Origin of the sequence: Paenibacillus sp. FSL W7-1088 (assembly GCF_037969855.1) — a bacterium.
GTDB lineage: Bacteria > Bacillota > Bacilli > Paenibacillales > Paenibacillaceae > Paenibacillus.
Genome location: NZ_CP150216.1, coordinates 6,212,274 through 6,225,148, shown reverse-complemented (window position 1 = coordinate 6,225,148; position 12,875 = coordinate 6,212,274). Strand labels below are relative to the sequence as shown.

Sequence of the window (12,875 nt, the reverse complement as noted above, 5' to 3'; positions counted from 1 at the left end):
CACTAATTTTATAGATATAATATCGGATTTTATAAGGGTATATCTAATTTTTATATGATTTTCTCTAAAATCCAGATGGTATTTTGAAAACGCTCTATCAGGTATGATTATTTTATAAATCAGAGGAGGGGGAACGGAGATGGAAACGCTAACAGAAAAATCCGCTTCCGCGAAAAAAAGCAGTGGCCCCAATCCGTCAACACAAAAACGGCGGAACAGAGTTTGGGACAGTATGAAACAGCAAAAGTATCTCTATCTCATGTCATTGCCATTCGTAGCTTGGGTTTTTGTATTTAACTATCTGCCACTATGGGGATGGACGATGGCTTTTCAAAACTATAAACCGGCCAGATCGTTCGGCGATCAACAGTGGGTTGGTTTTAAACACTTTGCAGAGCTGTTCAGCGATGATCGCTTCTATCTGGTACTTCGAAATACGCTCGCAATGAGCTTGATGGGACTGGTTGTCGGTTTTATCGTGCCGATTTTCTTTGCGATTCTCTTGAATGAGATGAGAGGCATGTTCTTTAAGCGCGCCGTGCAAACGGTATCATATCTGCCTCACTTTGTATCCTGGGTCGTTGTGGCAGGGATTATTACCAAGATGCTCTCCACCGATGGCGGGATTATCAATGATCTTTTGGTAAACCTAAACATTATCGATCAGCCGATCCAGTTCATGGCGAAGGGGAACTTGTTCTGGTACATTGTAACCGCTTCAGATATGTGGAAGGAAACCGGTTGGAATGCGATCATCTACCTGGCGGCCATTACCGGTATTGACCAGGAGCTTTACGAAGCATCCCGGGTAGACGGAGCAAACCGCTGGAGACAAATGTGGCATATCACATTGCCAGGCATACGGACCACGATTTCCGTACTTTTCATCATGTCAATCGGGCATCTGATCAGTATCGGTTTTGAAAAGCAATTTTTGCTGCAAAACAGTCTAGTGCTAGACTACTCGGAAGTGCTTGATCTATACGCGCTCAATTATGGTTTGAATATGGGACGATTCTCGTATGGTACAGCCATAGGCATATTCAACTCCGTTGTCAGTATCATCCTTCTGTTTACAGCGAACGGATTGTTCAAAAAATTCACCAAAGAAAGCATCATGTAGGGAGGGGACGACATTATGGCGAACAAAGCATTCAATGCTACTCGGGGCGATAAGCTGTTCGATATATTCAACATCCTCGCGATGACCCTGGTGCTGATTGTAACACTGTATCCATTCCTGAACGTACTGGCTATCTCACTCAATAACTCGACAGATACCGTACGTGGTGGAATTTACTTGTGGCCTCGTGATTTCACATTGCAGAACTACAAAACGATTTTCCAATACGATGGATTGCTGCAAGGTTTGCAGGTATCCATTCTACGTACCATTGTAGGTACCGTGCTCGGTTTGATCAGTTCCTCAATGATCGCATTTACACTGAGTCGTCCTGACTTTAAGTTGAGAAAGTTTGTTTCTACTGCACTTGCACTCACGATGTATTTCTCCGGTGGTCTGATTCCGGTGTACATCCTGATGCGTGACCTGAACCTGATCGGTACATTCTGGGTGTATGTATTGCCAGGTATGATCAGTGCGTTTAACGTGTTTATCATTCGTTCCTTCATTGACGGCTTGCCGTATGCCTTGCAGGAATCTGCGAAGCTGGATGGTGCGAATGACTTTAAGATCTATTACAAAATCATTTTGCCGCTCTGTAAACCGGTACTTGCAACCATCGCGTTGTTCCTGGCAGTAGGCCAGTGGAATGCCTGGTTCGATACGTATCTGTATAATGGTTCGAAGGCTCATCTGACAACGCTCCAGTATGAGCTGATGAAAGTACTGCAAAGTACACAGCAAGGCTCAGGTGCTGGACGTAACGCCAATGACATGGCTCAGCAAATGACACAGATTTCACCGGAATCCATCAAAATGGCGATCACGATCGTTGTTACGGTTCCAATCCTGATTGTGTATCCATTCCTGCAAAAGTATTTTGTAGGTGGTATGACACTGGGTGCAGTAAAAGCTTAAGCAAGTATATACAGGCCGCCACATAGATAGAGCGGCCGTATAATAAAAGAAGCATCAGGATGCCCGAAGCGCAGCCATTTGGTCTGCGCTTCACCGTATAGGGCTGCGGAGTGGCATTCATGAAGCTATAGACAGGGACAAAAAAGTCCCGAATAGACAGACATATGAAACGGGAGGATTACCATTATGGCAAGAAACAAAATGAAGATTGCACTGGCTCCAGTGCTTGCGATGTCTTTGCTCGCAGGTTGCGGTGGAGGAAACAGCGGCGATACGTCGTTCAAGGACACAAGCGGTGATACATCTCCGATTACTTTCGACTTTTTTAGCGTAGACCCAAGTCCGAACTGGAACGGTATGAAGGATGAAGTGGGTAAAGTCCTTACAGAGAAAACAGGAGTAACCCTAAACGGTGAATTTGCCGTCAGTGGTGGTCAGGATAAAGTATCTTTGATGGCAGCAAGCGGAGAGTATCCGGATATCGTGTCACCCAAAGGAGAGCTGAGCAAGCTCGTGGATGCTGGGGCAATGGTCGATCTGACTGATCTGATCGAGCAATATGCTCCCAATCTGAAGAAGCTGTATGGTAATTACATGGACCGGCTGAAATATAGCAACGAAGATCAAGGGATTTATGTACTGCCTACGTATTATGCGGTAGACCAGAAGTATTTTGATGCAGGCGGCGGATTTGGGATTCAGCAGCGTGTATTGAAAGAGCTTGGATACCCTGAAGTGCGTACGCTCCAGGATTACGAAAATGTATTGAAGGCATATAAGGAGAAACATCCAACGATTGACGGACAGCCAACAATTCCGTTATCCCTGGACGCAGATGACTGGAGAATCATGATTACCGTAACGAATCCGGCCTTCTTCGCAACAGGCGCTCCGGATGATGGCGAGTACTATATTGATCCTGAGACCTATGAGGCAAGTCTGCATTACAAACGTCCGGAAGAGAAAGAGTATTTCCGTTGGTTGAACCACATGTATGCGGAAGGACTGCTTGATCAGGATAGCTTCGTACAGAAAACGGATCAATACAAATCCAAAATCGCAAGTGGACGTGTACTGGGCGTCATTGACCAGGATTGGGGTTATTCCGATGCCGAGAATGCATTGAAAGCAGCGGGCAAAGATGAAGCGACCTATTCACACTTCCCGGTAACTCTGTCTAAAGATATCAAGGATCATTCCTTCCAGGACCCTGGTTTTGTATCTGGATGGGGTGTAGGGATTACAACATCGAATCCGGACCCGGTTCGTACCATTAAATTCTTTGATTACCTGGCTTCGGATGAAGGTCAAGTGCTGATGAACTGGGGTATTGAAGGCAAGCAGTACGAAGTGAAAGATGGCAAACGTGTGATTCCTGCTGATGTGCTGGACCAAAAAACGAATAATGCTGCCGTATTCCAGAAAGAAACAGGTATTGGCCTCTATACCAATATGTCTGGTCACTATGGAGATGGTGTTAAAGATTCTACGGATAACTATTACACAACGAATTTCCCTGAACAGATTGTAGCGGCCTATTCCGATGCGGAGAAAGAGACACTCAAAGCATACGGCGCAACAACATGGAAAGATCTGTTCCCAAGTGAAGATGAGTTCCCGGTTAAACCATGGGGAGCAGCGTACAATATGCCGACTCCAGGTGACTCGAATTACAATGTTATTTTCCAAAAAACACAGGATATTATCCGTAAACGGATTCCAGAAGCGATCCTCAGTTCCCCTGAAAAATTTGATTCCATTTATGATGGGATGATTGCCGAGCTGAACAAAGCCGGAGCAGAGGACATGGAAAAACAATACACTGAGCTGGTGCAAAGCCGTGTTCAATTGTGGAGCGGTGAAGAGAGCAAGTAATACGTTTCAGCAGACTATTTTTTTGAAAAAAAGGGCCCGGGAAACTGGGTTCTTTTTTATACCTAAAACGTTTTCCGAAAAACGTTTTCAATTTTGTGAATTCACTATTGACAAGGACTTTTAGAGGGATTATTATTCAAATATGAAAGCACTTTCATTACTGGTTTATCAAGGTATGTACACGAATCTATCCAGTCATAAGGAGTACAGATCTATTGCTCGAAATCTGAGAAGAGAGAGTGTTTTTCACTTCATTTAGAAAACGCTTTTTATGTTATAAAATCAAACGTTTTACAATGAGCCACCCGATCACGGTATGTGCAGGTAAGCCTGTTCTACAATAGATAGCTTCATTTTATCCATAAGGGGGATTACACATGAAGGGCAAAACACCAAAAACATTCGCAATGCTTCTGTTAGCCAGCGCTCTTGCCATTACAGCAGGATGCAGCGGTAGCGGAGGAGGAAATACGGCTTCAGACACTCCAAAGGACACAGGGGATACGACCAGTCCAATCACCTTTACGTTCTTTGGTGCTGACGCAAGTCCAAACTGGAACAACATGAAGGACGCAGTCGGCCAAGAAATTACGAAACAGACAGGTGTTACAATTGAAGCCGAGTATGATGTGAATAATGGTGGCGACCAAAAGATACCTTTGATGGCTGCCAGCGGTGAATACCCTGATATTATCTATCCTAAAGGTAACTTGTCTAAGCTTGTGGATGCAGATGCGATGCTTGACCTGACAGATCTGATTGACAAATACGCACCAAACCTGAAAAAGATCTATGGGGACCAAATGAACCGTCTGAAATATAGTTTGGAAGATCAGTCCATTTACACGATCCCAACGAACATGGGTGTAGATAATGTTGCGTTTGATGCTACAGGCGGATTCGAGATTCAGCAAAAGGTATTGAAAGAACTCGGCTACCCAGAAGTGAAAACACTTGAGGATTACGAGAAAGTTCTGAAAGAATATTATGCTAAACATCCAACCATTGACGGACAGCCAACCATTCCGCTGACGCTGAATGCAGATGACTGGAAGATTATGATTACGGTAACGAATCCAGCCTTCCAGGCAACAGGTGGACCGGATGACGGTGAATATTACATTAACCCTGAAACGTATGAAGCTGTGCTGCACTACAAACGTCCAGAGGAGAAAGAATACTTCCGCTGGTTGAACAAAATGTACAATGAAGGCATTCTGGACAAAGATACTTTTGTGCAGAAGGACGATCAATACAAATCCAAAATCGCAAGCGGTCGGGTACTGGGGCTGATTGACCAGGAATGGAACTATGGTGAAGCTGAGAATGCTTTGAAATCAGTTAACAATGGCGAGAATACGTACGCTCACTTCTCTGTATCCCTCAACAAGGATATTGTGGATCATACGTTCCAACCAACGGGCTTCGATGGATATGGCATCGGAATTTCGAAAACGGCAAAAGACCCTGTACGTATTATCAAATTCATGGATTGGCTCGCTTCGGATGAAGGTCAGGTGCTGAGAAACTGGGGGATTGAAGGCCAACACTACAACGTTGAAAATGGCAAACGTGTCATCCCTGCTGATGTGCAGGACCGCAAAGTCAATGATAACTCGGCGTTTACCAAAGAAACTGGTATCGGAATGTACAACATTTTCAGCGCTAGATATGGCGATGGTGTCAAAGATTCCACAGGTAATTACTACACAACGAACTTCCCTGAGCAGATCCAAGCAGGATATACTGCGGCAGAGAAGGAGACATTGAAAGCCTATGGCATTACAACGTGGAAAGATTTTTATCCTTCTGAAGACGACTTGAAGCTGAAAGATTGGGGCGCAGCATATAACATGCCTGTACCTTCGGATACGGATTATAACGTAACGTTCCAGAAAACACAGGACATTATCCGTAAACGTATTCCTGAAGCCGTCCTTGCCAAACCTGAGAAATTCGACCAAGTGTATGATGGTCTCCTGGCTGAGCTTGATAAAGCAGGTGCTGTAGAGATGGAGAAACAATATACCGTTTGGATCAAGGAACGTGTATCTCTCTGGACAGGTAAAGACGTGAAATAATATTGAAAATAAGGCATGATAAACGATCATTTTCAATGCAAAATAGGTCCCTTGAGAGGGGCCTTTTTTGTTGTTGACGAAAGGGTAAGGATAGCATATAATCTTTAATGTAAGCACTTTCAGTAAGCGTTTTTATATTATTTTACGAAAACGTTTTATGTAAGCTGAGGAAAGTGTTCATGATTTTCGCCTTTGATAAAAAAATAGCACAAATTAATTTTTGGTAAGCGCATACAGAAATGTGTCTTACAGCGGTATCCTCAGGCCTAAAGCCTGTTATACAGATAAAACCTTCATAATAATAGGGGGACTAGACAATGAGAGGCAAAATGAAAGGCAATACACCCAAGACGTTTGCAATGTTGATGCTCGCAAGTGCAATGCTGGTTACAGCTGGCTGCGGAAATTCGGGAAGCAAAGAAGCCTCGGAGTCCAGTGGAACCGATCCGGTTACTTTTACATTCTTTGGTGCGGATGCGAGTCCAACCTGGAACAAGATGCAGGATGCAGTTGGTAAAGAGATCACCAAGCAAACAGGCGTTACGATTGAAGCTGAGTATGATGTTAACAATGGTGGAGACCAGAAAATTGCACTTATGGCTGCTAGCGGCGAGTTTCCCGATATCGTTTTCCCAAAAGGTAACTTGTCTAAGCTAGTAGATGCAGGGGCAATGCTTGACCTGACGGAACTGATTGAGGAGCATGCTCCAAACCTGAAAAAAATATATGGTGACCAGATGAACCGGCTGAAATACAGTTCGGAGGATCAGGCCATTTATACAATCCCAACGAATATGGGTGTTGATAATGTAGCGTTTGACGCAACAGGCGGATTTGAAATTCAGCAAAAAGTACTGAAAGAGCTCGGATACCCTGAAGTAAAAACACTTGAGGATTACGAGAATGTATTGAAAGAATATGTGAAAAAACACCCAACCATTGACGGACAGCCGACCATTCCATTGACGCTGAATGCAGATGATTGGAAAATTATGATTACCGTAACGAACCCGGCCTTCCAGGCAACTGGAGCACCGGATGATGGAGAATATTATATCGATCCTGAGACCTATGAAGCTACGCTCCATTACAAACGTCCAGAGGAGAAAGAATATTTCCGCTGGTTGAATCATATGTACAATGAAGGACTGCTGGACAAAGATACATTTGTCCAAAAGGATGATCAATATAAATCCAAAATCGCAAGTGGTCGTGTACTTGGTCTGATTGACCAAGAGTGGAATTATCAAGAAGCGGAGAATGCACTCAAATCAGCGGGCAAAGATGACAGCACATATGCTCACTTCTCTGTATCCCTGAACAAGGACATTGTGGACCATACATTCCAGCCAACCGGATTTGACGGATATGGCATCGGGATCACAACTTCTGCCAAAGATCCAGTTCGCATTATCAAATTCATGGACTGGCTCGCTTCGGACGAAGGTCAGGTGCTGAGAAACTGGGGGATTGAGGGCGAACACTACAATGTAGAGGATGGTCAACGGGTGATCCCTGAAGACATCCAGGATCGTAAAACCAATGACAACTCTAACTTCACCAAAGAAACAGGAATCGGTCTGTATAATGTGTTTAGTGCGCGATATGGTGATGGTGTGAAAGATTCCACGGATAACTATTATACAACGAACTTCCCTGAGCAGATCCAGGCTGGTTATACTGCGGCAGAGAAAGAAACGTTGAAAGCATATGGCATTACAACATGGAAAGACTTCTATCCTTCAGAGGATGATTTGAAGCTGAAAGACTGGGGCGCAGCATACAACATGCCAGTACCTTCAGGTACAGATTATGAAGTAACGTTCCGAAAAACACAGGATATCGTGCGCAAACGTATTCCTGAAGCTGTTCTGACTTCAGCTGCGAACTTTGATAAAGTGTACGATGATTTCCTCGCTGAGTTGGACAAAGCCGGCGCAGTTGAGATGGAGAAACAGTACACGGTTTGGGTTAAGGATCGTGTTTCCCTGTGGACAGGTAAGGACGTAAAATAACTTAGTTTTAAATGGAATAGGTGGATATACAAAAAAAGGCCCTGAGCAAGGGTCTTTTTTTGCTGACGATGTGATGTTTAACATTGACGCAAATTTCGAAATCAAATATAATTTTCTTACTGTAAGCACTTTCAGATGAACGACGATTTAGCCTTGTGGGGAAGCGAGTTAGGAACAAGTAAAACAGTATAAGTAGTGGTTATTTAGTTACTTCGAAAACGTTTTAGTAATTATTGAAAATAGCTGATTCAGGAACAGGAGTTATCTATGTCCCCATTTAATGAGAGAACAAAAGAAAACCGTCTGTGGTATCGTCAGCCCGCTAGTCGCTGGGAAGAGGCATTGCCTATCGGTAATGGTCGCCTTGGCGCTATGGTGTACGGCGGAGCAGCGGATGAACAAATCCAGCTAAATGAAGATACATTGTGGTCCGGATTTCCACGTGACACCATCCAGTACAGTAGTCAGCGATACCTGAAGCAGACCCGGGAACTGATCATGTCCGGGCAATACAGCGAAGCTGAACAATTGCTGAATCGCGAAATGCTGGGACGTGATGTGGAAGCTTACCAGCCGATGGGTCACTTTAAGTTGCAGCACACTGAACTGGATGGGATTCCGTACGATGAATTTGAGCGGGAGCTTAATCTCCACACCGGGATTACAACGACGAAGTATTCATATAAAGGGATTCGTTATGTACGTGAGGTGTATGCTAGTGCACCGGATGATCTCATGGTCTGTACCATCACTGCTGATCGTGAGGGATCTGTAAACGTAAGCGTTACGTTGGACAGTCCACATCCTTATAACGTTCAGGCTTCGGGCGATGCACTTACCTTGTTCAGTCGTTGTCCAAGTCATGTTGAATCGAATTATTTCAGGGATCATCCGGAGTCCGTCATTTACGAAGAAGATCGGGGAACGGCTTATGCTGTGCGACTGGCCACAACTGTGACAGGTAAGAATGCCGAAGTATCGGATATGAACGGGAAGCTTCATATTCAGGGAGCAGACCAGGTTATTTTTTATTTGACAGCAGCGACTGCCTTTGAAGGCTATGATGTGACTCCTGTTAAAGATGGTGTGCTTCTGGATCAGGAGTGCAGCGAGGTAATCACTAAAGCGATGGCCCATGGCATGAAGGCTCTTCAAGAGCGGCATGTGATGGATCATGAGGCTTTATTTTCAAGAGTATCTATTCATCTCGGCGTGTCTACCAATGAAGCTTTGCCTACCGATGAACGGCTGCAAGCTTACCAGGCTGGAGCCGATGATCCCGGCCTAGAGGCACTCTATTTTCAGTATGGCAGATATCTGTTAATGGGTAGTTCACGTGAAGGGAGCCAGCCAGCCAATCTGCAGGGAATCTGGAACCATCAGGTGGAGCCGCCCTGGCACAGTGATTACACGATTAACATCAATACCGAGATGAATTACTGGCCGGCAGAAGTATGCAACCTGAGTGAATGCCATGAGCCGCTGTTTGGTTTGTTGAAGGATCTAAGCGATACCGGGAGAAGGACGGCACGCATTTTGTACGGAGCGCGCGGCTGGGCAGCCCATCATAATGTGGATATATGGCGGACATCCACGCCTACAGGCGGAGACGCAAGTTGGGCGTTCTGGCCAATGGGCGGTGTGTGGCTGACTTCACATTTATGGGAGCATTATCTGTTTACCCGTGATCAGCAATTCCTCGCGGAACGTGCGTTTCCAATCATGAAGGAGGCGGCGCTCTTCTGTCTGGACTGGCTGATGGAGGGACCAGACGGATATTTGGTTACCGCTCCATCAACCTCTCCAGAGAACAAGTTTCTCACCGAGGAAGGTGAAGCTCGCAGCATCTCCATGGCTTCGACGATGGATATGACATTGATTCGTGAGTTGTTCGATCGATGCATTGAGGCAACCAAACAGCTGGATGTGGATCAGCAGCTGGCGAAGGAATGGAGCGAGGCACGCAGCAAGCTCTATCCATTCAAGATCGGAAGCGAAGGGCAGCTGCAGGAATGGTTTAAGGATTTTGCCGAATCCGAACCAGGGCATCGTCACGTCTCCCATCTGTATGGTCTGTATCCGGGGGAGCAGATCAACCGACTGGATACGCCGGAACTGGTGGAAGCAGCACGAGTGTCACTTGAACGTCGCATCACACAAGGTGGCGGGCATACAGGTTGGAGCTGTGCTTGGCTGATCAATCTGTATGCGAGGCTGCTGGATAGCAAGCTGGCACACCAGTTTGTCCGTACGTTGCTGGCTCGATCCACACATCCCAATCTGTTCGATGATCATCCGCCGTTCCAGATCGATGGCAATTTTGGTGGCACTGCCGGTATTGCCGAGATGCTATTACAAAGCCATTTGGGTGAATTACATCTGCTGCCAGCGCTGCCTGAGCACTGGGCCAGTGGCAGTGTAAAGGGACTTCGGGCACGAGGGGCATATACAGTGGCAATCGATTGGACAGACGGTAGACTCACACACGCCGAAATAAAGGCTGATCACGCCGGTTCAATAACCATTCGGAGTGCATGCCCACTCCGTGTGGAAGGAAAAGATCAGGTCAAGGCGCAGCTTACACTTCAGGGTGATTATGTAGTTATTTTAACCATGACCGCAGGACAGATGATCCGCGTGTCATCATGAGACGGAGGAGTAAACGATGACGATTTTTCAATTTCCACAAGATTTCCGCTGGGGAACAGCAACAGCTTCCTATCAGATAGAAGGGGCAGCGCAGGAAGGCGGACGCGGGGTATCCATCTGGGATACGTTTGCCCGCACGCCCGGCAAAGTATTCAATGGAGACAATGGTGATGTGGCTTGTGACAGTTACCACCGTTACGAGGAAGACATCGAGCTGATGAAAAAGCTTGGCATCAACACCTACCGATTCTCGATCGCCTGGCCACGTATTATTCCTGATGGAGATGGCGAGATCAATCGGGAAGGATTGGACTTCTATCATCGATTCGTGGATAAGCTGCTTGAAGCGGGAATCGAACCATTCTGTACGCTGTATCACTGGGACCTGCCTCAGACGTTGGAGGATATCGGAGGTTGGGGCAATCGCAGAACGGTGGATGCATTTGTAAAATATGCTGAAGTCATCTTCAAGGAGTTTTCCGGTAAAATTAACTTTTGGCTGACTTTTAATGAACCATGGTGTATTGCGTTTCTGTCCAACCTGCTTGGTATTCATGCGCCAGGAAATAAGGACCTGCAAACATCCATTAATGTTGCACACGGACTGCTCGTTGCTCACGGTAAAGCTGTTCAATCATTCCGTCGCTTGGGTACAACAGGACAGATTGGTATTGCACCCAATGTATGCTGGGCTGAGCCTTACAGCAAATCTCCTGAAGATCAGGCAGCCTGCGACCGTTCCATTGCACTTAATACCGATTGGTTCCTTGATCCGATCTACAAAGGAGCTTATCCACAATTTATGGTGGACTGGTTCGCAGAAGCTGGCGCGACCGTACCTATTCAGGAAGGCGATATGGAGATCATCTCGCAACCCATTGATTTGCTGGGCATCAACTATTACACCATGGGAATTAATCGTTATAATCCAGAGGCGGGTGTATTGCAATCTGAAGAGGTGGATATGGGACTTACCAAGACTGACATCGGCTGGCCTGTGGAATCACGAGGACTGTATGAGTTCATGCATTATTTGCAAAAATACGGAAATGTGGATGTCTACATCACAGAAAATGGTGCTTGCATCAATGATGATTTGGAAAATGGCAAAATCAATGATGACCGCCGTATTGCCTACTATGAGCAGCATTTGGCTCAAATTCATCGGATTATCAACGACGGCATTAATTTGAAAGGCTACATGGCGTGGTCTTTGATGGATAACTTTGAGTGGGCGGAGGGTTACCGTATGCGCTTTGGTCTTGTGCATGTCGATTACCGTTCGCTGGTCAGAACACCTAAAGAGAGCTTTTATTGGTATCAGAATGTCATCAAAAATAATTGGTTGGAGACACGAATTTAAGGCTGTAATTCAATGTTCAGGGAGAAGTGTCATGTACCTGATCTAAATAAGCAATAACGTTAGTTCAATTGTTAAATGCAGGGACATATATGCTGAATCAGAAAAGACGGTGGCGTCGGAAATCCGATGCCACCGTCTTTTTTTGTAATTTAATTTTGGTCAAGACTCACAAGTTCATGAAGGTTTCATAAGGTCTAAGCTGGTTCATGTTATGAGAAGAGCTTTTTTGGGTTATAAGAAGTAAGAAGAAGTGAATTGGTTCTTGTCAACAGTTAAAATATAAATAAAGTGTCCAAATTGCGAAATAAATTTGAACATTTGTTGACTAAAAATCATACTGATGTGGTATATTGGTATAAGGAAAGCACTTACAAAAAGGGAAAAGGAAGTGTTTACTATGGCATCGAAGACAGCAATGGTAAGCCAATTGGAGCGCAAAGATAAAAATATGCGGCGTGCAGTGTTAACGATGACAGTTCTGGCTTGGATTGCCCTCATTACGGGAGTAGTCATGTGCCTGATCAACCTGAATGATTTTAATGATCGCAACCTCGGATTAATGGTGGGTATCGGTTTCTTGGTGGGTAGTGTATTTATTTATGTAATTGCCAAATCGATTGGACTAGTTCATACACGCCGGGAAGACGAAGGCGCCGATTAAATAATCTTGCGTTAATTCGTTCATAATAAGACTGGATGAGCACCCGGAATCCCAGTCAATAAAGCCCTTTGCGGATTCGTTGATCATGTTCAACGGGACTGCAAAGGGTTTTATTTTGTGACTTGAAGTGTAAAGATTACAATGAAGAAATATCAAGTGTGCAAGCGATTTGTGAGAAAAAATTCACACA

At 45.1% G+C, this 12,875-nt stretch carries 8 protein-coding genes; all 8 read left to right on the top strand.

Annotated elements, in window-relative coordinates:
- Window positions 1-139: 139 nt before the first annotated feature.
- The 8 genes from MKY42_RS28095 to MKY42_RS28060 all read left to right on the top strand — a co-directional run bounded on the left by MKY42_RS28095 (window position 140) and on the right by MKY42_RS28060 (window position 12,685).
- Window positions 140-1,123, top strand: a complete 984-nt coding sequence (locus MKY42_RS28095; protein WP_090904674.1) for a sugar ABC transporter permease — start codon at window positions 140-142, stop codon at window positions 1,121-1,123.
- Between the two features lie 15 nt (window positions 1,124-1,138).
- Entirely contained in the window at window positions 1,139-2,041 is a 903-nt protein-coding gene (locus MKY42_RS28090; RefSeq protein ID WP_063566553.1) for a carbohydrate ABC transporter permease, read from the top strand.
- 186 nt (window positions 2,042-2,227) lie between these two features.
- The gene (locus tag MKY42_RS28085; protein WP_090904676.1) at window positions 2,228-3,916 is read left to right on the top strand and encodes an ABC transporter substrate-binding protein; all 1,689 of its coding nucleotides are present in this window, start codon (window positions 2,228-2,230) and stop codon (window positions 3,914-3,916) included.
- 377 nt (window positions 3,917-4,293) lie between these two features.
- Window positions 4,294-5,997, top strand: coding sequence for an ABC transporter substrate-binding protein (locus tag MKY42_RS28080; protein WP_179262963.1), 1,704 nt, complete (start codon window positions 4,294-4,296; stop codon window positions 5,995-5,997).
- A 329-nt stretch (window positions 5,998-6,326) separates the two neighbouring features.
- The gene (locus MKY42_RS28075) at window positions 6,327-8,012 is read left to right on the top strand and encodes an ABC transporter substrate-binding protein (RefSeq protein ID WP_179265768.1); all 1,686 of its coding nucleotides are present in this window, start codon (window positions 6,327-6,329) and stop codon (window positions 8,010-8,012) included.
- Window positions 8,013-8,279: 267 nt separating this feature from the next.
- The gene (locus MKY42_RS28070; protein WP_339846366.1) at window positions 8,280-10,661 is read left to right on the top strand and encodes a glycoside hydrolase family 95 protein; all 2,382 of its coding nucleotides are present in this window, start codon (window positions 8,280-8,282) and stop codon (window positions 10,659-10,661) included.
- 16 nt (window positions 10,662-10,677) lie between these two features.
- Window positions 10,678-12,024 carry a GH1 family beta-glucosidase gene (locus tag MKY42_RS28065; RefSeq protein WP_179262967.1) on the top strand — a complete coding sequence of 449 codons (1,347 nt, stop codon included), beginning with the start codon at window positions 10,678-10,680 and terminating at the stop codon, window positions 12,022-12,024.
- Window positions 12,025-12,421: 397 nt separating this feature from the next.
- Window positions 12,422-12,685, top strand: a complete 264-nt coding sequence (locus MKY42_RS28060; protein ID WP_024631414.1) for a hypothetical protein — start codon at window positions 12,422-12,424, stop codon at window positions 12,683-12,685.
- The last annotated feature ends 190 nt before the right edge of the window (window positions 12,686-12,875 follow it).

Coding starts and splice junctions, on each gene's coding strand:
- MKY42_RS28090 (WP_063566553.1), top strand. CDS start 1,139: ATGGCGAACAAAGCATTCAATGCTACTCGGGGCGATAAGCTGTTCGAT.
- MKY42_RS28085 (WP_090904676.1), top strand. CDS start 2,228: ATGGCAAGAAACAAAATGAAGATTGCACTGGCTCCAGTGCTTGCGATG.
- MKY42_RS28095 (WP_090904674.1), top strand. CDS start 140: ATGGAAACGCTAACAGAAAAATCCGCTTCCGCGAAAAAAAGCAGTGGC.
- MKY42_RS28075 (WP_179265768.1), top strand. CDS start 6,327: ATGAAAGGCAATACACCCAAGACGTTTGCAATGTTGATGCTCGCAAGT.
- MKY42_RS28080 (WP_179262963.1), top strand. CDS start 4,294: ATGAAGGGCAAAACACCAAAAACATTCGCAATGCTTCTGTTAGCCAGC.
- MKY42_RS28070 (WP_339846366.1), top strand. CDS start 8,280: ATGTCCCCATTTAATGAGAGAACAAAAGAAAACCGTCTGTGGTATCGT.
- MKY42_RS28060 (WP_024631414.1), top strand. CDS start 12,422: ATGGCATCGAAGACAGCAATGGTAAGCCAATTGGAGCGCAAAGATAAA.
- MKY42_RS28065 (WP_179262967.1), top strand. CDS start 10,678: ATGACGATTTTTCAATTTCCACAAGATTTCCGCTGGGGAACAGCAACA.